This window comes from Mesorhizobium sp. NPDC059025, from assembly GCF_042739655.1.
GTDB lineage: Bacteria > Pseudomonadota > Alphaproteobacteria > Rhizobiales > Rhizobiaceae > Mesorhizobium.
The window spans coordinates 365,755-389,899 of sequence record NZ_JBHYIM010000006.1 but is presented as its reverse complement, the minus strand read 5'-3'; the positions used below and the strand labels follow the sequence as shown (position 1 = coordinate 389,899).

At 62.6% G+C, this 24,145-nt stretch carries 21 protein-coding genes; 12 read left to right on the top strand and 9 right to left on the bottom strand.

Translation table 11 applies throughout. From position 1 onward, the window contains the following. Positions 1-6: 6 nt before the first annotated feature. The 5 genes from ACFWYE_RS17460 to ACFWYE_RS17440 form a co-directional block, all read right to left on the bottom strand. Positions 7-1,605 carry a GMC family oxidoreductase gene (locus ACFWYE_RS17460; RefSeq protein ID WP_379113089.1) on the bottom strand — a complete coding sequence of 533 codons (1,599 nt, stop codon included), beginning with the start codon at positions 1,603-1,605 and terminating at the stop codon, positions 7-9. A gap of 67 nt (positions 1,606-1,672) precedes the next feature. Further along, on the bottom strand, positions 1,673-2,710 hold the full coding sequence (locus ACFWYE_RS17455) for an extracellular solute-binding protein (protein ID WP_379113087.1): 1,038 nt from the start codon (positions 2,708-2,710) through the stop codon (positions 1,673-1,675). A 101-nt stretch (positions 2,711-2,811) separates the two neighbouring features. Beyond that, positions 2,812-4,446: an ABC transporter permease subunit gene (locus ACFWYE_RS17450; protein ID WP_379113084.1), complete on the bottom strand. Its 1,635-nt coding sequence runs from the start codon at positions 4,444-4,446 to the stop codon at positions 2,812-2,814. Then, a complete protein-coding gene (locus tag ACFWYE_RS17445; RefSeq protein WP_379113145.1) occupies positions 4,443-5,528 on the bottom strand; it encodes an ABC transporter ATP-binding protein in 1,086 nt (361 codons plus the stop codon). Before ACFWYE_RS17445 ends, ACFWYE_RS17450 begins: the two co-directional genes overlap by 4 nt. A gap of 94 nt (positions 5,529-5,622) precedes the next feature. Further along, positions 5,623-6,753 carry a branched-chain amino acid ABC transporter substrate-binding protein gene (locus ACFWYE_RS17440; RefSeq protein ID WP_379113082.1) on the bottom strand — a complete coding sequence of 377 codons (1,131 nt, stop codon included), beginning with the start codon at positions 6,751-6,753 and terminating at the stop codon, positions 5,623-5,625. 291 nt (positions 6,754-7,044) lie between these two features. On the opposite strand from ACFWYE_RS17440, the gene ACFWYE_RS17435 reads away from it, so the two are divergent. From ACFWYE_RS17435 to ACFWYE_RS17395, 9 genes are all read left to right on the top strand, one after another. Further along, entirely contained in the window at positions 7,045-7,962 is a 918-nt protein-coding gene (locus ACFWYE_RS17435) for a branched-chain amino acid ABC transporter permease (RefSeq protein WP_379061941.1), read from the top strand. Position 7,963: 1 nt separating this feature from the next. After that, positions 7,964-9,139, top strand: coding sequence for a branched-chain amino acid ABC transporter permease (locus ACFWYE_RS17430; RefSeq protein WP_379113079.1), 1,176 nt, complete (start codon positions 7,964-7,966; stop codon positions 9,137-9,139). Then, positions 9,136-9,921, top strand: a complete 786-nt coding sequence (locus ACFWYE_RS17425; protein ID WP_379061937.1) for an ABC transporter ATP-binding protein — start codon at positions 9,136-9,138, stop codon at positions 9,919-9,921. Before ACFWYE_RS17430 ends, ACFWYE_RS17425 begins: the two co-directional genes overlap by 4 nt. Next, positions 9,914-10,615 carry an ABC transporter ATP-binding protein gene (locus tag ACFWYE_RS17420; RefSeq protein WP_379061935.1) on the top strand — a complete coding sequence of 234 codons (702 nt, stop codon included), beginning with the start codon at positions 9,914-9,916 and terminating at the stop codon, positions 10,613-10,615. The genes ACFWYE_RS17425 and ACFWYE_RS17420 overlap by 8 nt, the downstream gene beginning before the upstream one ends. Positions 10,616-10,806: 191 nt before the next feature. Next, complete coding sequence (locus ACFWYE_RS17415; RefSeq protein ID WP_379113076.1) at positions 10,807-12,081, top strand: flavin-containing monooxygenase; 1,275 nt, start codon at positions 10,807-10,809, stop codon at positions 12,079-12,081. Positions 12,082-12,258: 177 nt separating this feature from the next. Further along, a complete protein-coding gene (locus ACFWYE_RS17410; RefSeq protein WP_101935965.1) occupies positions 12,259-12,672 on the top strand; it encodes a RidA family protein in 414 nt (137 codons plus the stop codon). Positions 12,673-12,682: 10 nt separating this feature from the next. Then, entirely contained in the window at positions 12,683-13,357 is a 675-nt protein-coding gene (locus ACFWYE_RS17405; RefSeq protein WP_379113073.1) for a DUF1028 domain-containing protein, read from the top strand. A gap of 33 nt (positions 13,358-13,390) precedes the next feature. Beyond that, positions 13,391-14,881 carry an aldehyde dehydrogenase gene (locus tag ACFWYE_RS17400; protein ID WP_379113070.1) on the top strand — a complete coding sequence of 497 codons (1,491 nt, stop codon included), beginning with the start codon at positions 13,391-13,393 and terminating at the stop codon, positions 14,879-14,881. A gap of 49 nt (positions 14,882-14,930) precedes the next feature. Continuing rightward, the gene (locus tag ACFWYE_RS17395; protein WP_379113067.1) at positions 14,931-15,866 is read left to right on the top strand and encodes a LysR family transcriptional regulator; all 936 of its coding nucleotides are present in this window, start codon (positions 14,931-14,933) and stop codon (positions 15,864-15,866) included. A 6-nt stretch (positions 15,867-15,872) separates the two neighbouring features. Here ACFWYE_RS17395 and argE read toward each other — a convergent pair whose 3' ends face one another. After that, on the bottom strand, positions 15,873-17,039 hold the full coding sequence (argE, locus tag ACFWYE_RS17390; RefSeq protein WP_379113064.1) for an acetylornithine deacetylase: 1,167 nt from the start codon (positions 17,037-17,039) through the stop codon (positions 15,873-15,875). A gap of 222 nt (positions 17,040-17,261) precedes the next feature. Between argE and ACFWYE_RS17385 the strand changes: the two genes are divergently transcribed. Further along, positions 17,262-19,331, top strand: coding sequence for an NAD(P)-binding protein (locus ACFWYE_RS17385; RefSeq protein WP_379113061.1), 2,070 nt, complete (start codon positions 17,262-17,264; stop codon positions 19,329-19,331). Between the two features lie 61 nt (positions 19,332-19,392). On the opposite strand, the gene ACFWYE_RS17380 is transcribed toward ACFWYE_RS17385, so the two are convergent. After that, a complete protein-coding gene (locus tag ACFWYE_RS17380; protein WP_379113059.1) occupies positions 19,393-20,739 on the bottom strand; it encodes an aspartate aminotransferase family protein in 1,347 nt (448 codons plus the stop codon). A 62-nt stretch (positions 20,740-20,801) separates the two neighbouring features. Continuing rightward, the gene (locus ACFWYE_RS17375; RefSeq protein ID WP_379113057.1) at positions 20,802-21,161 is read right to left on the bottom strand and encodes a nuclear transport factor 2 family protein; all 360 of its coding nucleotides are present in this window, start codon (positions 21,159-21,161) and stop codon (positions 20,802-20,804) included. Between the two features lie 95 nt (positions 21,162-21,256). On the opposite strand from ACFWYE_RS17375, the gene ACFWYE_RS17370 reads away from it, so the two are divergent. Beyond that, positions 21,257-22,192 (top strand): LysR family transcriptional regulator, encoded by a 936-nt coding sequence (locus ACFWYE_RS17370; protein WP_379113054.1) that lies wholly within the window; start codon positions 21,257-21,259, stop codon positions 22,190-22,192. 46 nt (positions 22,193-22,238) lie between these two features. Here ACFWYE_RS17370 and ACFWYE_RS17365 read toward each other — a convergent pair whose 3' ends face one another. Beyond that, a complete protein-coding gene (locus tag ACFWYE_RS17365; RefSeq protein ID WP_379113051.1) occupies positions 22,239-23,081 on the bottom strand; it encodes an alpha/beta fold hydrolase in 843 nt (280 codons plus the stop codon). Between the two features lie 126 nt (positions 23,082-23,207). Here ACFWYE_RS17365 and ACFWYE_RS17360 point away from each other — a divergent pair, with 126 nt between their 5' ends. Continuing rightward, complete coding sequence (locus tag ACFWYE_RS17360) at positions 23,208-24,128, top strand: LysR family transcriptional regulator (RefSeq protein ID WP_379113049.1); 921 nt, start codon at positions 23,208-23,210, stop codon at positions 24,126-24,128. Positions 24,129-24,145: the final 17 nt, after the last annotated feature.

Sequence of the window (24,145 nt, the reverse complement as noted above, 5' to 3'; positions counted from 1 at the left end):
TCCTGGCTAGGATTGCAGGATCATGTCCGCCGCGCGCTGGCCGATCATCATGCTCGGCGCGTTGGTATTGCCGGCGATCAGCTTCGGCATGATGGAGGCGTCGGCGACGCGAAGTCCCTCGAGGCCACGCACTTTCAGGGTTCCAGGATCGACGACCGCCATGGCGTCGTCGCCCATCTTGCAGGTGCCGACCGGATGATAGACGGTCAGCGCCTCGGCGCGCAGATAGGCAAGGATCTCGTCGTCGGAACGGACGTCCTTCCCGGGCAGCATCTCGATACCCCGCACAGGATCGAAGACTGACGATGCGAAGATCGCACGAGCGACCTTGATGCCTTCGACGAGAACCCGTGCGTCCTGTTCATCCGAGAAGAAACGGTGATCGATCTGCGTGGGCGTGGACGCACCGTCACGTGTGAGCGTGATCTCGCCTATGCTTTTCGGACGCAGCACGCAGGTGTGGATGGCATAGCCGTGGCCGTACTCGATCAGCCTGCCGCGATGGCTGCGATAGCCCGGCACGAAGTGGAACTGGATGTCGGGTTCTGCGCCCGCGTAACGGGTTCGCGCGAAGCCGCCCGCCTCGACATAATTGGTCGTCAGCATGCCTTTGCGGCGCGCGAAGTAGCTGTAGGGCGCGGCGAGGATCCGGGGCAGGTTGGCAACGGAAAGCCCAAGCGTGCGCGGGCTCGACGAGCGCACCGTGATCATGCCGTCGACATGATCCTGCAGGTTCTTGCCGACACCGGGCAGTTCATGGACCGGCGCGATGCCGACGCGCCGGAGTTCTTCTGCCGGGCCAATCCCGGATTCCAGCAGGATCTGCGGTGAGTTGATGGCGCCGGCCGACAGCACCACTTCGCGAACGGCCGTCAATAATGTGTCGATGCCTTTGCGGCGGATGCTCACGCCCGTCACGCGCTTATCCGAGACGACGACGTTCTTGACCGTGCATTCGCTCAATACGGTCAGGTTCGGACGGTTGAGAACCGGACGTGCGAAAGCGGTGAAGGCGCTGAAGCGTTGCCCCCGGTCCTGCGTCACATTGTAGATGCCGACACCGAATTGCGATCCGGCGTTGAAATCGCTGTTCTCCGGCAAGCCAGCATCCTTGCCCGCTGCCACGAACATGCGCGAAAGCTCGTTGGGATCGCGCGGGTTGTCGACCAGAAGGTCGCCGTCCGTGCCGTGATACCGCCTGTCCTGGCCGAGCAGGTTGCGCTCCAGCCTCTTGAAGACGGGCAGCACGTCGTCATAGGACCAGCCGGCGCAGCCAAGGCCTGCCCACTCGTCATAGTCGGCAGCCGCGCCGCGTATGTAGACCATGGAGTTGATCGAGGTTGAACCACCCAGCGCCTTGCCTCGATTGACCGGAATGCGGCGACCGTTCAGTTCCGGCTGGGGAACTCCGAAATAGCAATAGTCATAGTTCGGGTTGCCATAGAGCGAGAGGATTCCGGCGGGAACCTTCACCCGCAGGTTTTGGTCACTGCCGCCGGCCTCGATCAGGCAGACCCTTGTTGCCGCGTTGGCGCTGAGACGGTTAGCCAGCACGCAACCGGCCGAGCCTGAGCCGACGACGATGTAGTCGTATGTGTCATTCATGATTTATGCCGCGATAGCAGGAGAGCCTCCCGCCCACGAATGGGCGGGAGCGGTGTGGTTTGCGCTGCTATTGGAGAAGCTGCGTCCAGACCTTGGTGACCAGTTCCTGTGCGGCTGGCGAGCAGGCCTGGCCCATCTTGACCGGTGCGGTCGGGAAAAGCTCCGGCGCATTCTCCTTGTTGTAGAGCGCCTTGCTCGCATCCACCTTCACCGGCGAGGAATGGCCGTAATAGTTGTATTCGATGGTGGCGTTTTCTTCCGCGGCCATGAAGTTGATGAACTTCTTGGCATTGTCGATATTGGTCGCACCCTTGGGTACGACGTAGGAATCCAGCCAGCCGACCAGGCCTTCCTTGGGCATGGCGTATTCGACATTGGCCTTGTCGTTGCGGCGCACCCGCATGGTGTTGCCATCCCACCAGAAGTGCATGGCGACTTCGCCGCCGCCGATACGGTTTTCGATGTTGTCGCTCGAATAGGCGGCAACGAACGGCTTCTGCGCCTGCAGCAGGTCGAGCACGCGCTTCATCTCCTTCGGATCCTCGCTGCAATAGGCGATGCCGAGATAGTTCTGCGCGGCAGGGATGACTTCGTCAGGCTGGGCAAGGCTGGCGATCTTGCCCTTCAATTCCTCTGACGGTTCGAAATAGACCTTCCAGCTGTCGACAGGTCCCTTGTAGAGGTTGCGGTTGACGGTGAAGCCGGCGTTGCCATAGGCGAGGGGCACCGAATAGTTGCCGGTTGGATCCCACCATTGCTTCTGCCATTCGGGCAGGATCTGCTGGAATGCCGGCATCGAGCTCGCGCCGATGTCCTCGAGCAGGCCGCTGTCGATCATGATCTTCACGAAGTGTTGCGAGGGCGTGACGATATCGTAGCCCGATGAACCGGCCTGCAGCTTGGTCAGCAGGTCTTCATTCGAGGAGAAGGCGTCGACGGTGACCTTGATGCCGGTCTCCTTCTCGAATTTCGCCACCGCGTCGGGGGCGATCGAGTCAGCCCAGGCGTAGATGGAAAGCGAGCCTTCCGCCCATGCCGATGCGCTGGCGAGAAGGCTGAATGCGCTGGCCGCAGCCAGCACGGAAAGACGGGTTTTTACGGACATGAAGCTCCCCTTATCGTTGTGTTTCAGGGGACGATAACAAACGGGCTCCAGCGATAAATTTCATTTGCCCGACGTGCTGCTTAGGAAAAAGCTCGCTCTGTTTACTGCCTTCGCTGGAGCAGGAAGGCGATGGTGGCGAGCGCCACGGAAACGACCATGATCAAGGTGGAGATCGCATTGAGCTGCGGTGAGACCCCCTGCTTGATCAGTGAAAAGATGTAGACCGGCAAGGTCGTGGCGCCGCCTGAGTTCAGGAGATTGCTGGTGATGAAGTCGTCCATGGAAATCACGAACGCAAGCATCGCGCCGGCGAACACGCCGGGCAGGATCAGCGGCAGCGTCACGCGACGAAAGGCAACCCAGGCCGAGGCATAGAGATCACGCGCGGCTTCCTCCAGATCGGCGTCCATGCCTTGCAACCTGGCACGTATCGGCAGGAACGCGAAGGGGATGCAGAATGTCGTGTGCGCGATGGTGAGTTTCAGCAGGCCGTTGGTCAGGCCCATCTCGGAAAACAGGATCAGAACCGCCACCGCGACGACGATCTCGGGCAGCAGCAGCGGCAGGTTGACCACCGTTTCGGAGATGCGCCGGAAGCGCACGTTCCTGCCGCGCACCAGCACAAGCGCTGCCATCAGCGCGACGATCGTGGAAAGCACCGTGGCGATGGTGGCCACGAACAGCGACGTCTTCACCGCTCCGACAAGCGCGGCATTCGACAGCGCCGTCGTATACCAGTGCAGCGAGAACCCGCCCCAGTTGGAGACGATGCGGTTGGCGTTGAAGGAATAGAAAACCACAACGGCAATCGGCAGATAGAGATAGACGAAGAAGATCAGGCTAAATAGGCCGAAGCCTGGATAGCGCCGCACATTGCTGGTCATGCGCTCTCCTCCCGGCCTTCCTTGCGCATCGCCTGAATGCCGCGCCAGAGCAGGAAGATCATCACCGCACACATCAGCACGATGGAAATGGCCGCGCCCAGCGGCCAGTTGCGGGCGGCACCGAACTGCAGCTGGATCAGGTTGCCCATCATCATCGTCTTGCCGCCGCCAAGCAGGACCGCCCGCCGCCATGCCCGGACGGCACAGCGGCAAGATCACGCGGCGAAGCGTCGTCAGGCGGCTGCCGTAGAGGTCGTGCGAGGCTTCCACCAGGGCCGGGTCGAGCTTCTCGATCGAGGCGAAGACCGGCAGGATCATCAGCGGGATGTAGCTGTAGACGAGACCGATCAACATCGCGGTGTCGGTGAAGAGCAGGCTGCCCATGTTCTCGCCGAGCCCGAGTGCCCGCAGCGTCTTGGCGACGACCCCGTCATTGCCGAGGATGATGATCCACGAATAGACGCGCACGATCATCGAGACCCAGAAAGGCAGCGTCACCAGATAGATCAGCAGCATCTTGGCCGACGTCTTCTGCAGCGAGATGAAGTAGGCGACCGGGAAACTCAGGGCGAGGCAGACTATCGTGGTGGCCAGCGACAGGATGACCGTCCGGGCGACGACGATCAGATATTGCGGGTTGAATTCGAGTTCTCCGCTCCAGCCCTCGTTGAACAGGATCTGCTTGTAGGGGGCGGTGGTGAACACATAGTCGAAGCCGCCATACGGGCCTCTGGTCGAGAACGAAACCAGGATGATGATCCCGACCGGAATGATCAACGTCAGCAGCATGATCAGCTGCGCCGGGAGCAGCCCCAGCACATTCCAACTCGGGATTTTCGGGCGCTGGCTCATGCGCCCAGGATCCGCGCCGATTCCGCTGCGAAGCTCAACTTTACCGATTGGCCGACTTCCAGCGTGCGGTCGCGGCTCTGGCTGTTGCGTTTTGAGACGCGCAGCTGGGTGCCGTTGGCGTCCACCACGTAATGTGTGTAGCCGCCGAGGTAGTTGGCGCCGACGATGGTGCCTTCGGTCGTGATCTGGCCGTCCTGCGAGGACAGGCTGATCTTTTCCGGGCGGATGGACATGACGGCCCTGCTGCCCAGTGCCGCCTGTTTCTGCGGTGCGTTCAGCGTGACGCCGAGAGGGATCGAAACCGTGGCGCGATCACCATCGAGCGAGATCACCTCGGCGTCGAGGAAATTGGTTTCGCCGATGAAGTCTGCGACGAAGCGGTTGGATGGTTCTTCATAGATGTCTGCCGGCGTCCCGAGCTGCTGGATCTCGCCGTCGCCCAGCACGCAGATGCGATCCGACATGTCGAGCGCTTCTTCCTGGTCGTGTGTGACAAAGACGAAGGTGATGCCGGTCTGGCGTTGCAGGGTCCGCAGTTCGTCGCGCATGGCTTGTCTGAGTTTCAGGTCAAGAGCCGAAAGCGGCTCGTCGAGCAGCAGCACCTCCGGCTCGGGCGCGAGCGCGCGGGCAAGCGCGATGCGCTGCCGCTGGCCACCTGAAAACTGCTGCGGCTTGCGACCGGCGAACTTTTCCATGTGCACGAGACGCAGCATGTCGGCCACGCGCGCGGTGCGGCGCTCCTTTGGCCAGCCCAGGTTTTCGAGCCCGAAGGCGATGTTCTGTTCCAGCGTCATGTGCGGGAACAGCGCGTAGCTCTGGAACACCGTGTTCACCCGCCGCTTGTGCGGCGGCAGGGACTGGATGTTGGTGCCGCGCAGCGCGATCTCGCCGGTCGAAGGCTGCTCGAAGCCGGCGATCATGCGCAGCAGCGTGGTCTTGCCGCAGCCGGAGGGGCCGAGCAGCGTGAAGAACTCATTTTCATAGATGTCGAAACTGACCGGCTTCAACGCCTGGAAGGTGCCGAAGGCCTTGGAAACATCCTTGATTTCGACGGCCTTCTTGTGCTGCGCGGGGCGGCTCATATCCATATGGACGATCTCGACGGGAGGGGCGTGGCTTGTCACGACGCGAGCGGTCGCCGGCATTGCGCACGCTGTCGCAATGCCGGCTGGGCGATCACATCTTGACCCACTTGCCGTCGTGAACCATGAAGCGGTCGATCTCGACAGGCATCTGCGTCTGGCCATCCTGGTCGAACGAGACCGTTCCCAGGATGCCTTCGTGCTTGATCGCGCGAATGGCTTGGCTCAGCGCCTCCTTATCCTCGATGCCCTTCTCCTTGATGACCTCGAGCAGGATCTGGGTGGCTTCATAGGCGTATTTCGCATAGGAGCCGGCCGGATCGGAGTAACCCTTGGCTTCATAGGCCTTGTAGAAGGCCTCCAGCTTCGGATTGGTCTGCACGGCGGGCGTGCCGACGATCGTGCCTTCGGCTGCCGCACCAGCGATCTCGATGAACTTCGGATCATAGATGCCGGAAATGCCGTACATAGGCAGCGAACCCATGCCGAGGTCGGCCATCTGGCTGCGCACGAGCGCCGCCTCGGTCACCACGCCGCCGAAATAGATCGCATCCGGAGCCGCAGCCTTCGCCGTCGTCAGCATGGCGCGGAAGTCGGTCGTTCCGACGGCCGCCGCATCGGAGAACACGATCTCTCCACCGGCAGCCTTGAAGAAGTCGCCGAACCATTTGGTGTTGGCCGCACCGTAGTCTGTTGTGTCGGAGATGATGGCGATCTTCTTGACCTTGCCTTCCTTGGCGATGGCCTCGGCAAGCGGTCTGTCTTCATTGACGAGGGTCGGGGTGACGCGCGTGACGTTGGGCAGGTTCTGCTCGGTGATCTTCGGGCTGACCGCGCCCCAGACGATGAACGGCATCTGCGCCCGGTTGAAGACCGGGATGGTGGCCAGCGCGACCGAGCTGTTCCAGTGGCCGGTGGCGCCGACGACTGCCGGATCGTTGATCAGCTTCTGGGCGGCGGAAACGCCGACGGCCGGGTCGGAAGCGTCGTCCAGCACGACGCCTTCGACCTGATGCGGGTAGCCACTGGCATTGGCCTCGTCGATGGCCTGCAGGAAGCCGTTGCGGGCGCCGAGACCCTGCTGGGCGTTGCCGCCGGAGAGAGGGCCGATGAAGCCGAGCTTGATCTGGTCGGCGCTGGCTTCGGCCATCCCGAGGGAGAGCGCGAATACGGATCCGGCCAGCAAAGAAGATATGCGCGCGAACGCGCGGCGCCTGTTAAGCATGGTTCCACCTCTGTTTATCGTTTTCTGACGCGATGGCCGCGTTCCTTTGGTCCGTGGACCACCATCTGGACGCAACTATATTGCGCCGCTGCCGGCCCGCGAAATTCGGAAATTGCTATCCGCTACATCGGAGATTCATTATGTGCTCACAGGGGAGGCACTGCTAATCGTTCGGCCTCCAATAGAACAATTCCAGGAAAAGTGTGTAACGGTTCTCCGTCCGGAATTTCATAAAAACAAGGGGTTAGAGCGTGTCCGTTAGAAAACGGAACCGCTCTGGAGAGGAGCGATATGGCGGAGCTGCTGGTCCAGCAACTGGTGAACTGGATAACGCTCGGGTGCATCTATGCATTGCTGGCTATCGGCTTCAGCCTGATCTTCGGCGTTCTCAACGTCATCCATTTCTCGCATGGCGACGTCGCGATGACGTCGCCGTTCATCACACTGGCCGCTGCGCAGGCCCTGGCGATCGCGATCGGCGTATCCGGTCCGGTCTGGCTGATCGTTGCTGCGTGTATCGCCGTGTTCGCTGTCGGTCTCATCGGCATCATTTTGGACAAGGTGGTGATCCGCCGCTTCAGGGACGCCCCGGCGATGATGGCGCTGGTGGCCACCGTTGCGCTCGGCATCGTCATTCGCGAACTGATCCGTCATCTTTATCCGCAAGGCTCCAACCCGCATGCATTTCCGCGTCTCGTTTCCGGCGTTTCATTTGAGATTGCCGGCGTCCAGGTCGGCTGGTTCACGCTGCTTGTGGTGGCGTTGACGCTTGCGCTGGTTGTGCTGCTTTTTGCCTTCCTGCGCCTGACGCCGCTGGGCCTGCGCATCCGGGCGGCGTCCGAAGACCGCATCGTGGCGCGCATGATGGGCATTCGCGACACGCGTGTCTTCCGGGCGACGTTCTTCGTTGCCTCGGCGATCGGTGCGATCGCCGGGCTGCTCTTCGCCAGCTATGCCGGCGTGACGCGTTTCGACTTCGGTGTCATGGCCGGCCTGCTCGGCTTTTCCGCCGCGGTCATTGGTGGTCTCGGTTCGATGCCCGGTGCCATCCTTGGCGGTCTGATCATCGCCGGCATCGAGGTGCTGGCACAGACCTTCGTGCCGGACGGAGCTTCCTACCGGCTCGTCTTCGTCTTCCTGCTGGTCATTGGCGTTCTGCTTTTCCGCCCGGAAGGACTGCTCGGCCGCCCTGTCATGGTGAAGGTGTAGCATGGGCGCGCGCATGTCTTCCGAAACGCTCGGCTTTGGTCGCGCAGCCGCCGTGGCCGTTGGCATCCAGGTCCTGGGTGCCGCCTTCCTCTATCTCATCCTGAAAGCGGAAGGTGGCTGGCAGGTGATCGGCCTTCTGGCGCTGCTGGGGGCAGGTTTCTACCTGATCGAGAAACGGCCGCAGATCACCGATGTCGTCACGGCAAGTTTCTCGCGCGTGCCGATCGTGGCGCTGGCGACTGCTGTCGCTGTTGTGCTCTTGTTTCCGTTTGCTGTCGGCAACAACACCTATGTGCTGCATCTGCTCATCGTCGCGCAGCTTTATGCGGTTCTGGCGCTGGCGCTCAACTTCCAGCTGGGCAGTGCCAACATCCCGAACTTCGCGACGGGTGCCTCTTACGGCATCGGCGCTTATGTCTCGGCTCTGCTGGCTATCAACTTTGGGCTGAGCTTCTGGCTGACCCTGCCTGCCGCCGCGATTGCCGCCACGCTGTTCGGCTTCCTCATCGGCATTCCGTCGATGCGCACACGCGACACCTATCTCGCGCTGGTCACCATCGCCTTCGGCGTGGTCGTGCAGCAGCTTCTGAACAACTTCAACTGGACCGGCGGTCCGAACGGACTGGTCGGTATTCCGGCGCCGTCGCTGTTCGGTCATTCCTTCGCCAGCCCGCTGGTCGTGTTCGGCTGGAAGCTGCCGAGCCAGGCCAATTTCTACTATCTCTCCGCCTTGCTGGTGGTGGTGGCGATCATCACAGCGCACCGCCTGCATTCCTCCCGCATCGGCCTGGCCTGGAATGCGCTGCGCGCCGACGAGATCGCGGCGCGCGCGCAGGGCATCAATGTCGCCTGGTTCAAGGTGCTGGCTTTCGCGGTCGACGCGTTCCTGGCGGCTTTCGCCGGCACCATCTACGCCTTCTACGTCTCCTACATTTCGCCCGACAACTTCACCTTCCTGGTGTCCGTCACGATCATGACGATGGTGATCGTCGGCGGCATGGACAACATCTTCGGTGTCATCGTCGGCGCTTTCCTGCTCACCATCCTGCCTGAGAAACTTCGCGCCTTCTCCGACTACAGGCTGCTCTTCTTCGGCATCGTCATCATCGCCTTCCTGATGATCCGTCCGCAGGGGCTCTTCCCGCAGCGCATCCGCAGCTATGGAGAGAGCCGATGAGCGCGTTGCTGGAAGTCAATGACGCGACGATGCGCTTTGGCGGTCTGGTGGCGCTGAATGCGGTCAGCTTCTCGATCGGCCGCGGCGAGGTGCTGGCCGTCATCGGACCGAACGGCGCGGGCAAGTCCACGCTGTTCAACGTCGTCACCGGCGTCTACCGGCCGACGTCGGGACAAGTGCGCTTCGATGGTGCCGACATCACCGGCCATCCATCGCATGAGGTGGTGGCGCGTGGCATCGGCCGCACCTTCCAGACGTCGCGGCTGTTTTCGGATCTCAGCGTGCTCGACAACGTCATCATCGGCATGCACACGCGCACCAGGACCGGAGTGCTGGGCGCGCTGTTCCTGCCCGGTGCATCGCGACGCGAAATGGCGGCATGCGTCGAAAAGGCCGAACTTCTGCTGAAGGCCAGTTCCGGCGACCTTTTCGAACAGCGCCATCGGCCTGCCGGCACCCTGGCGCAGGCCGACCGGCGCAGGCTCGAAATCGCCCGCGCGCTTGCCTCCGAGCCGAAGCTGCTGCTGCTCGACGAGCCTTCCGTCGGCATGGACGAGGTCGAGACCGACGCGCTGATTGCCGATATCCGCCGCCTGCGGACAGAACGCACCGAGCTTTCGGTGATCCTGATCGAGCACGACATGCGCGTGGTCGAAGCGTTCCCCGATCATGTCATGTGCGTCGACTATGGCAGCAAGATCGCACAGGGCGATTTCGCGACAGTGAAGTCCGATCCGCGTGTGCAGGAAGCCTATCTTGGAAAGGCCGCCGCCCATGCTTGAGTTGAACGATGTCGATACCGCCTACGGCCCGGTGCCGATGCTGCGCGGCCTGAGCATCAAGGTGCAGCCCGGCGAACTGGTCTGTCTGCTGGGACCGAACGGCGCCGGCAAGACAACCACTTTTATGACCGTTTGCGGCGTCGTGCGCGCGCTGCGCGGCAAGGTCGACGTCATGGGCCGAGACATGGCCTCGCTCGGTACCGAGAACCTGGCCGCGCTTGGTGTCGGGCTGGTGCCGGAAGGGCGGCGGCTCTTCCCGAGCCTGACCGTGCAGGAGAATCTGCGCCTCGGTTATGACGCCGTTTCCGGCCGCGGGCCGAATTTCCAGCCGCAGCTCGACAAGATGTGCGACCTGTTTCCGCGCATCCGCGAGAGGCTGCGCCAGGCGGCCGGCACCTTGTCGGGCGGCGAGCAGGCCATGGTCGCACTCGCCCGCGCTCTTATCGGCGAACCGAAGCTGGTCATCATGGACGAGCCGTCGCTCGGGCTGTCACCGAAGCTGATCGATGAGTATTTCGAGATCACCAGCGAAGTGCACCGGCGCGGCACCACGATCCTGCTTATCGAGCAGAATGCCGAGATGGGTCTTGGCATCGCCGATCGCGGCTATGTGCTGGTCAAGGGCCGCGTCGCGCAGGAAGGCCCGGCCCGTGAGCTGCTGTCGTCCAAGGCGGCGAAGAGCCTCTATCTCTGATTTTTACGCTGTGATTTCGTGATTTGCCCGGTTTCCCGGCTGAAGCCGTTCGCTTCGGCCGGGTATTTAGGGACAGGCTAACCACTGCCACGTGAAATCGTAATTTTCGTGATCCGACCCCTCCAGTAAACCGGCAGTCAGACCTCCGCTGCGCTTGCAGGAATCCCGGAGGCCCAGAGAAGGGCGCTGAAATGTCGGTCGAAAAAATAGACACGCTTGTCGTTGGTGCTGGCCAGGCCGGGGTGGCCATGAGCGAAAACCTGGGCAAGTGCGGCGTGCCTCACCTCGTTCTCGAGCGGCACCGTATCGCCGAACGCTGGCGTTCCGAACGCTGGGATTCGCTGGTTGCCAACGGACCGGCCTGGCATGACCGTTTTCCGGGCATGGAGTTCCCCGGCATCCATCCGGACGGCTTTGTCGGCAAGGAGCAGGTCGCGGACTACTTCGTCGCCTATGCCAAGATGATCGGCGCGCCGATCCGCTGCGGCGTCGAGGTCAAGGACGTGCGTCGGCTTGTCGGGCGCCCGGGTTTTCGTGTCGAAACCTCGGCTGGCGTGATCGAGGCCAACAGCGTTGTGGCCGCCACCGGGGCTTTCCAGCATCCGATCATTCCGAAGATCGTGCCGGACAGTGCCGGTCTCATGCAGATACATTCCAACAGCTACCACAATCCACAACAACTGCCCGAAGGCGCCGTGCTGGTGGTCGGAGCCGGATCTTCCGGTGTGCAGATTGCCGACGAACTCGCACGCACGGGAAAGCAGGTCTATCTTTCGGTCGGGCCGCATGACCGCCCATTCCGCAGTTACCGCGGCTATGACTTCTGCTGGTGGCTGGGGGTCCTGAACAAATGGGATGCCGAAACCCCCGGGCCGGGAGCCGAGCATGTCACCATCGCGGTGAGCGGTGCCCGTGGCGGCGAGACGATCGATTTCCGTCGCCTGGCAGCACGCGGAATGACGCTGGTCGGCCGCACCGAAAGCTATGCGAACGGCGTCATGCGTTTCGCGCCGGACCTTGTCGAAAACGTCGCGCGCGGCGACGCCAACCATCACGCACTGATGGATGAGGCCGACGCCTACGCTCTCGCCAACGGTCTCGACCTTCCGGACGAGCCCGAGGCGCGCAGGCTCGATCCCGATCCGGCCTGCATGACCGATCCCATTCTGCAACTGAACCTGGCAGACGCGGGCATAACCTCGATCATCTGGGCCACCGGCTATTCCGTCGACTACAACTGGCTGAAAGTGGATGCCTTCGACGAGAAGGGCAGGCCGAAGCATCAGCGCGGCGTGTCGAGCGAACCCGATATCTATTTCCTCGGCTTGCCCTGGCAGTCGCGCAGGGGCTCCAGCTTCATCTGGGGGGTCTGGCACGATGCCAAGCATCTTGCCGATCGCATTTCCACGCGGCGGAAATACCTGGCCTATCACGCTGCCGCCCAGCGCCAGACCGTGGACGCCTAGGCGGTCCGACCGCTTGGTGGTCCGTCGTTCATCGCTGATTAGGCGGGGCCTTATCAGCAATGAGAAAGACTGTTCTTTCGGCGCTCAGCGCGCCTGACGAAAATCCGAACGATAATTCCGGGCATGGGCCGGCCGTCGCACGACGCGAGCCTTCAGTCCGATCTGATGGAGACCAGCATGGCGCATACCCGGGTTCGCAAATTCAACACCAAGGACACCTATCCCGAGCAGAAGCTCGACAATGATCTCTGCCAGGCGGTGGTGGCGCGCGGCACCATGATCTTCCTGCGCGGGCAGTGTCCGCAGGACCTGGACACCGCCAAGAACCTCGACAGCCACGATCCGGTCGAGCAGACCCACAAGGTTATGCAGAACATCCGGCAGCTCATCGAGGAGTGCGGTGGCAAGATGGAACATCTGGTGAAGGTGGTGGTCTACATCACCGATGTCCGCCACCGCGAAGCGGTCTACAGGACCATGGGCGAATACATCAAGGGTGTGCATCCGGTTTCGACCGGACTGGTGGTGACCGCACTTGCCCGCCCCGAATGGCTGGTCGAGATCGACGGCACTGCCGTCATTCCGGACTGAGGGGCAGGTCATGACCTTCTCCATCGTCGCGCGCTGCAGCAGCACGGGCATGTTCGGCGTCGCCGTCTCGTCGTCCTCGCCGGCGGTTGCGGCACGCTGCGCCTATGCGCAGGCAGGTGTCGGTGCGGTCGCCAGCCAGAACATCACCGACCCGACGCTGGGAACCCGGGCGCTCGACCTGATGGCGCGCGGTGCATCGGCGGCAGAGGCTGTCGCGATCCTGAAGCGCAACGGTGCCTACATGGAATACCGGCAGCTGCTGGCGGTTGACGGTGCCGGGATCAGCGCCATTCATTCAGGGCCGAAAGCCCTCGGCATCTGGGCCGAGGCGCGCGGCGAGAACGTCGCCTGCGGCGGCAATCTGCTCGCCAATGACGGCGTGCCGCAGGCGATGGTCGATACCTTCCTGGCCTCCGAAGGGCATCTCGGTGACCGCATCATCGCAACGATGCGGGCCGCGCTGAAGGCCGGCGGCGAAGCTGGTCCCGTTCACTCCGCCGGCATCAAGCTCGTGCGGGACGTTGCCTGGCCGCTGGCGGACCTGCGCTGCGACTGGACGGAACAATGTCCGATCGAGGAACTGGCCAGGCTCTGGGACATCTACAAGCCCCAGCTCGACGCCTATGTCACCCGCGCCATCAATCCATCGGATGCGCCGAGCTACGGCGTGCCGGGCGACGAATAACAGCGCAGCAGATCCAGACAAGCAGGAGCCGTCATGAGCGAACTCAGCCACAAGGACTGGATCGACAGGGCGGCCGCCATCCGCTTTCGCGACAAGGCTTTCATCGACGGCAAATTCGTCGCCGCGCGCTCCGGCCGCACTTTCGCAAGCATCAATCCGGCGACGGGAGAGACGCTGGCCGAGGTGGCGTCATGCGGGGAGGAAGACGTGGACCGTGCCGTCGCCTCGGCCCGGCGTTCCTTCCAGTCGGGCAGCTGGTCCCGGTCGTCGCCGGCTCATCGCAAGGAAGTGCTGCTGCGCCTGGCACAGTTGCTGCGCGAGAATTTGCAGGAACTAGCCCTGCTGGAATCGCTCGACATGGGCAAACTGGTCGCCGATGCCGCTACCATCGACGTGCCGGGTTCCGCCGGCATTTTCCAGTGGTATGCGGAGGCGATCGACAAGCTCTATGATGAAGTTGCCCCGACGGGCTCCGGCGATCTGGTTCTGGTCCGGCGCGAGCCGCTCGGCGTCGTCGGCGCGGTGGTGCCATGGAATTTCCCGCTCGACATGGCGACCTGGAAATGCGCGCCGGCATTGGCTGCCGGAAATTCGGTCGTGCTGAAGCCGGCCGAACAGTCGTCGTTTTCAGCGTTGCGGCTGGCTGAACTCGCCATGGAGGCCGGTTTGCCGGCCGGCGTGCTCAATGTCGTTCCGGGGCTCGGCGAGACCGCCGGCCAGGCGCTGGGCAGGCACATGGACGTCGACTGTCTCGCCTTCACCGGCTCGACGGCGGTGGGCAAGATGTTCCTGCAGTATTCCGGCCAATCCAACATGAAGCAGGTGTGGCTGGAAACGGGCGGCAAGAGCCCGAACCTGGTCTTCGCCGACTGCGCCAATCTCGATGCGGCGGCCGACATGGCGGCCTTCGGCATCTTCTTCAATCAGGGCGAAGTCTGCTCGGCCAATTCGCGCCTGCTGGTGCAGCGCGGCGTCAAGGACGCCATGGTCGAGAAGCTGGCTGCGCGCGCCGCGGCAACCCAGCCCGGCGACCCGCTGGACCCGGCTTCCAAGATGGGGGCTTTGGTCGATGCGCGCCACGCGGCCAATGTCATGCGGTTCGTCGAGGCCGGCAAGAAGACGGCGCGGCTGGTCATTGGCGGCGATCAGGTCACCGTCAATGGCCGTGGCAGTTTCGTCCAGCCGACGATCTTCGACGATGTGTCGCCACAAGACACCATTGCTCGCGAGGAGATATTCGGGCCAGTCCTGTCGGTCATCGCCTTCGATGACGAAGAAGACGCCATCCGTATTGCCAATGACAGCGTCTATGGCCTTGCCGCCTCGCTGTGGACCGACAGCCTCTCGCGTGCGCATCGTATATCCGAGCGTCTCCATGCCGGCACGGTTTCGGTCAACACCGTCGATGCGCTGAGCCCGATGACGCCGTTCGGCGGTTTCAAGCAGTCGGGTTTTGGCCGCGACCTGTCGTTGCATGCGCTGGACAAATACACGGCGCTGAAGACGACGTGGATCAAATATTGAAAAGCGCGAACGCCTTGATCAGCGCACCGAAACTGGCAACATAGCCGGCATGCCACTTCGTTTTACGCTCAGACAGCTGGAATATTTCGTTGCCGTGGGCGAGGCGGGGTCCATCGCCAAGGCGGCCGAACAGGTGAACGTTTCACCGCCGTCGATTTCGGCTTCCATTGCCCAGCTGGAAACGGAATTCGGTGTCCAGCTTTTTGTCCGCAAGCACTCCCACGGCCTGTCTCTCACTGCTGGCGGCCGTGTGTTCCTGAAGGAAGCGGCGCGTCTCCTCGCCGATGCGGATGCCTTGCACGATGTGGCGGGCGATATCGCCGAAAAGGTGCGCGGGCCGCTTGCGATCGGTTGCCTGCTGACCTTCGCGCAGATCATCCTGCCGGCGCTCCGTCGAAGGTTCGAGGAGAGTTATCCCGACGTGCGCGTCCGGCAGTTCGAGCGTAACCAGGGCCAGTTGCTGGAGATGCTGCAGCGGGGAGAGATCGATGCCGCGCTCACCTACGATCTCGAATTGTCGCAGGACGTCGCTTTCGAACCGGTGATGCAATTGCCGGCCTATGTCATGCTGCCACCGGGACACGCGCTGGCTTCCCGGGACTTGATATCGCCGGAAGAACTGGTCGACCAGCCGATGGTGCTGCTCGACCTGCCGTTCAGCCGCGAATATTTCCTGTCCGTTTTCCAGCAAAAAGGACTTCGGCCCTATATCGCCGAGCGCACCGGCGACATCGCCGTCATGCGCTCTATGGTGGCCAACGGTTTCGGTTATGGCATCGCCAACATGCGGCCGCTCAACACATTGTCTCCCGACGGCAAGCCGCTGGTATTCGTGCCGCTGGGGGGCGATATCCGCCCGCTGACCATGGGCATCGCCATGCCCAATGCCGAGCATCGCACGCAGACCGTGCAGGCGTTCATCCTGCATTGCCGCCGCTTCGTGGTCGAGCAGGGCGTGTTCGGAACCGAGCGGGTCGTGGGATAGATCGATTTATCGGCTCGTTGACACGCCCTCGACCAGTCGGCCCAGAAGCTTCTCCAGCATGTCGTCGCAGCGATGCATCTGCTCGACCGTGACGAACTCGTCAGGTTTGTGCCCCTGTGCCATCGAGCCTGGGCCGCAGACCACCGTGGGCGTGCCGACATCGCGGCTGAACAGGCCGCCTTCCGTGCCGAAGGCCACCTTGATGGTGCCGTTGGCGCCGGTCAGCGATTTCACGAAGGCCACGACTTCTGAATTGGCCGGTGTATCGAGACCCGGATAGGTGTTGGTGATTTCGATGTCGATGGCCGCTTCCGGTGCGATATCGGCGGCCGCGGCGGCGATGCGGGCAGCCTCGCCGCGCAGGCGATCGAGGATGATATCCGGATTGTCGGCGGCGACGTTGCGGATCTCGAAGTCGACCTGGCACAGGTTCGGCACGATGTTCAGCGCCACGCCGCCGTTGATCTTGCCGGCATGGACGGTGGTGTAGGGGATGTCGTAGTCGCCGTCACGGGCGCCATCCCGCGCCAAACGGTCCTGTTCGCTGCGCAGTGCGCCAATGAAGTCGCAGCCGAGGTGAATGGCGTTGAGCGCCAGTGGTGCAAGTGCCGAATGGCCTTCGCGCCCCCTGCAGAGCGCGCGTGCGGCAACCTTGCCCTTGTGGCCGGTGGCGACCTGCATCGATGTCGGTTCACCGACGATGCACATCAATGGCTTGCGGGGAGCCGTGCCCAGCATCTCCACCAGGCTGCGGACGCCGAGGCAGCCGATCTCCTCGTCATAGGACAAGGCCAGATGCAGCGGCGTGCGCAAGGGGCGTTCCGCTGCCTTCAGCGCCGCGGCGACCGCGCAGGCGACGAAGCCTTTCATGTCTGCGGCACCGCGTCCAAACAGCTTGCCGTCAAGCCTCGACATCTCGAAAGGCGGCAGGGTCCAGTCCTGTCCATCGACAGGCACGACGTCGGTATGCCCTGACAGCATGACGCCGGGCTGGTCGGTCGGACCGATCGTTGCGAAAAGATTGACCTTGTGCCCGTCGTGGTTATGGATGAGCTGGCACGGGATGCCTTTTGCTTCCAGCAGATCGGCGACGTAACGGATCAGCGCCAGGTTGGAATCGCGGCTCACCGTCGGGAAGGCGATCAGCCGGTCCAGGATTTCGATGCTGTTCATCCGCACGCCTCATTCATAGCGGCTTTCTAGCATCCGCATGCCGGATCATTGAATTCGCATTTGCTTTTGTCCTGCATCGGCTTTGCCGTTCTGTGCAGGCTCCGTCCATTAGGCGGCTCCTAAGCGGCACGGAAGAAAACTCTAGTTTTGTGTCGCCGCCGTCCTCCTATGAATAGGCGGCAACATTGCCAGCGCCCGATGCCAGCCACCGGAGGAGAGTTCATGCGCGATCCCCGCTACGACATTCTGTTCGAACCGATGAAGATCGGCCCGGTCACCGCCAGGAACCGTTTCTACCAGGTTCCGCATTGCAACGGCGGTGGTTATCGCGATCCTTCAGCGGCGGCCGAGATGCGGCGCACGAAATCGGAAGGCGGCTGGGGCGTCATCTTCACCGAACAGACCGAGATGCACCACACCTCGGAAATCACGCCTTTCATCGAGCTGAGGCTGTGGGAAGACCAGGATATTCCGGCACTGGCGAAAATGGCCGCCGCGATGCGCTCGCATGGCGCGCTGGCAGGTATCCAGCTCGCTTATTCCGGCATCAACGGGCCGAACCTCTACACGCGTGAGGTACCGCGCGGGCCGACGGCCTTGCCGATCCGCACCTTCACCAACGATCCGGTGCAGGCGCGAGCCATGGACAAGCAGGACATACGCGACCTGCGCCGCTGGCACCGCAATGCCTTCAAGCGCGCCAAGCTGGCCGGCTTCGATCTTGTCTGCCTCTATGGCGCCCATGGTTTCGGCATCATCCAGCATTTCCTCTCCACCGCCACCAACCAGCGCACCGACGAATATGGCGGCTCGCTGGAGAACCGATCGCGGCTTATGCGCGAGCTGATCGAGGAAGGGCGCGATGCCATCGGCGACACCTGCGGGCTGACGCTGCGCCTTTCGCTGGACGAGATGATCGGCGAGCTCGGCTTCGCCAATTCCGAAGTCCGCGACATGATCGAGATGCATGCCGACCTGCCCGATCTCTGGGACCTGGCCCACGGCGCCTGGGAGGATTGTTCCGGCCCATCGCGCTTCAAGGAGGAAGCCGCGCAGGAAAGCCTGGTGGCCGGCATCAGGAAGCTCACCTCCCGGCCGGTCGTCGGGGTGGGGCGCTTCACCTCGCCGGATGTGATGGTGAAGATGATCAAGTCCGGCACGCTCGACTTCATCGGCTGTGCCCGGCCGTCGATCGCCGATCCCTTCCTGCCGAAGAAGGTGGAGGAGGGCCGCATCGAAGACATCCGCGAATGCATAGGCTGCAACATCTGCATCACCGGCGACATGACCATGTCGATCTCGCGTTGCACGCAGAACCCCACCTTCATGGAGGAATGGCGCAAGGGATGGCATCCGGAGCGCATGCAGGCGAAAGGCGCCAGCGAAACGGTGCTGATCGTCGGCGCTGGCCCCGCCGGGCTGGAGGCGGCCCGCGCGCTCGGTGCGCGCGGCTATCAGGTGGCCCTTGCCGAAGCGGGTACGGAGCTTGGCGGCCGCGTTGCGCGCGAATGCCGCTTGCCGGGCCTCTCGGCCTGGGGGCGCGTGCGCGATTATCGCCAGTACCAGCTTGGCCAGATGCCGAATGTCGATGTCTATTTCGACAGCCGGCTCTCCGCCGATGACATTCTTGCCTTCGGCTTCGAGAATGTCGCCATCGCCACCGGCGCGGCCTGGCGGCGCGACGGCGTGGCGCGAGCCCATGTCGTGCCGATGCCGATGGACCCGGCCATGCCGATCCACACCCCGGACGATCTGATGGATGGCAAGGTACCGGGCGGCAACGTCGTGCTGTTCGACGACGACCACTACTACATGGGTGGCGTGTTGGCGGAGCTGATGGCGAAGCAAGGCGCAAAGGTCACGCTGGTCACACCATCGGCCTACGTGTCCGACTGGACCCGCAACACGCTGGAGCAGGGCGCTATCCACAGGCGCCTGGCTGAGTTGGGTGTCGAGATCGTTCTCAATCGCGTGGTGACGCGGGTGATGGCCGGCGGCGTCGCCACGGCATGCGCCTATACCGGAGCCGAGCGCGACTTCGCTGCCGACGCGGTGGTGCTGGTGACGTCGCGCCTGCAGAATGACGGCCTGTGGAACGAACTGAAGGAGCGTCGAGCCGAATGGGCGGACAACGGCATCCGTTCGATCAAGGTGTTTGGCGATGCCGAAGCACCTGGGCCTATCGCCTGGGCAACCTATGCTGGTCACCGCTTCGCCCGCGAACTGGATGAGCCGGATATCGGCGATGCGCTGCCATTCCGGCGCGAGGTCACCGCACTGGCGGTCGGCTAGATCGGAGCGAAGAAGCCGCCGGGCTCCGGAGGAGTGCCGCCGGCTTCTTCTGTTTCGAGGGTTAGTCGATCTGTCCTGTGTGGATGTTGACCCGCGCCAGGACGTCCCCCACCGCATCGGCAACCTTGCTGACTTCCTGTGGCGTGATGACCAGTGGTGGGGTCAAAGCCACGGCGCCGCCATGGATAGCCGTGATGACGCCATGCTTCCTGCGCGTGAAGAGCGGTATCTCTTTCTTCAGCCTGGGAAACGTGTCGAACAGCGACTGACGTGTCGCCTTGTCGGACACCAGCTCGACACCGATCATCAGGCCGCGGCCGCGCACGTCGCCGACGATTGGCAGGTTGATCAGCTCGCCGAGTTCGTCGAGGAACTGCTTGCCGCGCAGCCGGGACGCTTCGAGCAGGTTTTCCCGCTCGATGATGTCGATATTGGCCGACCCGATGGCCGAGGCCATCAGGTGCCCGGCATAAGAGCCGCCGCCGCCGGCACCGTCGAGAACATCGGCGAGATTGCCGTCGAGGAGAAGCGCGCCCAGCGGCACGTAGCCGCTCGCAATGCCCTTGGCCAGAACGATGATGTCGGGCGTGAGATTGTAGTCGAGCGCCGTGTACCAGGCGCCGGCGCGACCAAAGGCGGTCACGACCTCATCGGCAACGAAAAGGATGCCGTGCGACTTGAGCACCGCGACCATGCGCGGCCAGTAGTCGTCGGGAACCGGGATCATTCCGGCCGGTCCCATCACCAGCTCGCCGAACATGGCGGCGATGTTGTCCGCGCCGACACGCGCGATCGTCTGTTGTAGTTCGCGCACGCAGAAGTCCGTCGCGTCCTCGCCACCGAAAAGCTCGGTGTGATAGGACAAGGGTGGTGTCAGCATGATCGCGTTGTTCGGCACGTCACCGATGCCCGGGCGTCCGCCGGCAAGTTCCGCGCCGCCATAGGTCCGGCCATGGAACGAGCCACGCAGTACCAGGATCTTGCTGCGTTTTGGCTGGCCGCGCTTGTGGTGATAGAGCCGCACGAGCTGCAGCGCTTCGTCATCCGCTTCCGAGCCGCTGCTCATCAGGCGAACCTTGGCCATGTTTTTCGGAGCGCGTGCGATCAGCCTTTCGCAGAATTCGATTGTCGGGATGTTGGCGTAGTCGCCCATGATCGTGAAATGGGCGAGCGTCGACATCTGCTCAGCGGCGATCCTTGCCAGTTCCTCACGACCATGGCCGACCTGGGTCAGCCAGGCGCCGGCATGAGCGTCGATGTACTCGCGCCCGTCCACGTCCCACAGCGTCGATCCCTTGCCTCGTACCAGCACGAAACGCTCTGGGTCGGTTGCATCGCCATGCGGATGATGGACGACGCGGGCGTCCCGTGCGGCCCAGTCGATAGTGGGATCGGTCTTGATGTTCATGTCTGGTTCCCGGGCTTTTTGAAAGAGACAGCGATCGGCGCGGTTGCCGCGCTCGAGCAGGTTCAGAGGGTGGTGAAGAGCTTGCTGATGATGCTCCAGCGGCCGTCTTCTTCGACGAGATGCATGAAGTCGTTGAAGTTGAGCCCGGCAAGGCCTGACATCACGACGGTGGCGGTGGCAACGGAACCCTGAATGGTCAGGCCCTCGATACGGGCCTGATAACCTTCGTTCGAAACGCCCTGCGATGCCATTCTCTCAATGTCGTCGAGATAGAGTTCGGGTGTGCCGATCACGGCATTGCCGAGCAGATAACCCGTCATGATCGCGTTGGGATGGAAACAGCCCGCCAGCTTGGCGCGATCGAGCTCTCCGGAGCCATCGACATAGGCCTGAAGGACGGCATTCGGGGTGGTGTTCTGCATGGCTGCTCCGATCGTGATGGCGTCGAACAATATGGTTGCTGTCAAAGCGATAAAAGTCGTGACGCTTCGCACTTAGTGTTCTACCAAAGCGAACGATGACCAACGTCCGCAACATCAATCTCAACCGCCTCTCGATCTTCGTTTCTGTGGTCGAGGCAGGATCGCTGTCGGAGGCGGCGCGGCGAACCGGGCTGGCCAAGTCCGTCATCAGCACACACCTGTCACGGCTCGAAGCCGAGGTCGGGGCGGCACTTCTGCTGCGCAATCCACGCCACTTCGGCCTGACGGTTGCCGGCCGGCAGTTCTTCGAGGCGTGCACGGCAATCCTGCGCCAGGTCGATGAAGCCGTTACGGCTCTGGACCGGGAGAACCTCGACATTCGCGGGCTGTTGCGCGTGACCACTTCGGTGGATTTCGGTGCAACCGTGGTGACCCCGGTCCTCGTCTCGCTGATCAACCAGTTTCCCAGCCTGAAGGTCGACCTGATCGCGTCGGATCAGATCGTCGATCTGGTGGGAGAGGGAATAGACGTTGCCATCCGTCTGGGCTGGCCTCGCGACAGCAGCCATACGGCAGCGTTGCTCGGTTCCTTTGCGCAATGGCTTGTGGCGCCGCCGTCATGGTCGGATCGCCTTGCCCGCGTGCAGCGCCCCCAGCATCTGGCGGACTGGCCCTTCATCGAGCTGTCTATCCTGGAGAGGCCCGAGAACTGGTCTTTCACCAGCCCCGATCAGAAGGTTCAGCAGGTGCGGTTCGACCACCGTCTTTCGATATCGACGACAAGTGCGGTCCGCACAGCCGTCATGGCCGGTGGCGGGCTCGCGGTGCTTCCGGATTACCAGGTAGCCGAGGATGTCGCTCTCGGGCGCCTCATCCACGTCCTGCCCGACTGGGCGCTGCCGACAGGCGGGATTTATGCGGTGTTCCCGCAGAAGCGTCACCGGTCCCGGAAGGTCGAGCTGTTCCTGGATGTGATAAGGACCAGGCTTCGTTACCTGGAGACCAGGGGTCAGGTTGCAGGCGCCCGATGAGCTTGGACGCGGCTGGATCGCCGCGCCGTGTCGCTGAACGAAGTGGTCACGCCTGATCCGACTTCAGGAACGCCAGCACTTCTTCGACGAATTCCTTCGGAAATTCGACATTGGTCAGGTGCACTGCGGGAAAGCCCTTCAGCCGCGCGCCGGGAATGCCGGCTGCAATGGCTTCGCTCATGACATAGGAGGTCACGGTGTCAAACTGGCCACCGATGACCAGAGTGGGGCTTTGGATCAAGGCAATGGTACGGCGCAGATCGGCATCGCGTACCGCGGCAAAAAGCCCTGCCAGTCCCTGGCGAGGCGTCTCCAGCAGGTCCTGGCGGAATTTCCGGATGGCCGGGCCGTTGTCCTCGATCATCGCCGCGGGGAACCAGTTGTGAAGGAAGCCTTCGGCGGTCTCCTTCATGTCCACCGCCGCGAGAACCTTGCGGATGGCAGTGTCGAAATGGTCAGCCGGCCCGATATGGGAAGCGGTGTTGGCAAGCACCAGCCGGTCGATGCGCTCCGGGGCGTGGATGGCCAGCCACTGGCCAACGAAGCCGCCGAGGGACAGTCCCATGAAATGGGCGTGCTCGATGCCGAGATGGTCCATCAATTCCAGTACATCGCGGCCAAGCCGGCCATCCGAATAGGCTCCGGCGGGCACCTCGGAGCCGCCGTGGCCGCGATAGTCGTAGCGGATGACCTGGAAGTGCTGTGACAGTTCGGCGATCTGGCCGTCCCACATGTGCAGGGTTGTGGCGATGGAGTTGGCAAGGATGAGAGCTGGAAGGTCGGCAGTGCCATCGATCCTGTGGGCGATCCTCACACCGTCGCCGGTCGTGAAGAACGAAAGGCTGGTCGGTTCTTCCTGGTTCAGATTGGCTCGGAGAGCGGAGTTCATGACGGCACCTTTCTGTGTATCGGGCGGCATCGTTGCCGGCCTCAATCGGGAATGATGCGAAGGTAGTGCGAACTTGTTTCGATAAATATTGAAAAGATTTAGATTTCTTTATAAGAAAAACTTACAATGAATTCATTCACGCTCCAGGAAGTCCAATGCTTCGACGCTGTGGTCCGCGAAGGTGGATTCCAGGGAGCCGCGTTGGTGTTGAACCGCTCCCATGCCGCGGTGTTTGCCGCCGTCGCCAAGCTGGAGGACAATCTTCAGGTCGCTCTGCTCGATCGTACTGGTTATCGGGTGGTACTCACCGATGCAGGCCGCTCATTTCATCGCAAGGCGCAGTCGCTGCTTTCCGAGATGGAAACGCTGAAGCTGCATGCACGGCAGCTGGCTATGGGCGAGGAGACGCATCTGCGTGTCGTCATCGGCGACACCTGTCCATTGCATGACGGACTGGAACTGCTGAGCGGCTTTTTCACAGATCGCCCGAACACCAGGCTCGATCTTCATTTCGAAACCATCAGCGGGCCCTGGGAGCGGCTTTTCGAAGACGAGGCGGACCTCATCCTGCACTGGGTCGAAAAGACCGATCCACGGCTGGAATGGATCGACCTTGGCACAGTGTCATTCATACCGGTGGTTGCTCCGGGTTTTATGCCGTTTTCGCTTTCGGCTTCGGTCACTCCGGAACAGATGCGAGGGTTCACCCAATGCATCATCCGCGACACTGCTCGTGCGGCTCAAAGGGCGAATTATTATGTCGTCGAGGGCGCGCCGCAATGCACGGTGGGCGATCATCTGATGAAGAAGGAGATCATCCTGCGCGGCATGGCCTGGGGGCATCTGCCGCGCTTCATGATCGAGGACGAGTTGCGAAGCGGGCGTCTCCTTTCGATCGCCGGCGAGCATTTTCCCGGTGTCGATATCGACCTCGTCGCCGCGCGTCGCCGCGATCGCCCGCATGGGCCCGTAGCAACCCGCCTCTGGCTACATATTCAGGCTTGTGCGGTGGATTTTGGCGGCGACCCGCGGCAGATGCCTGTCTGAGGGCGGCGGAAGTCTCG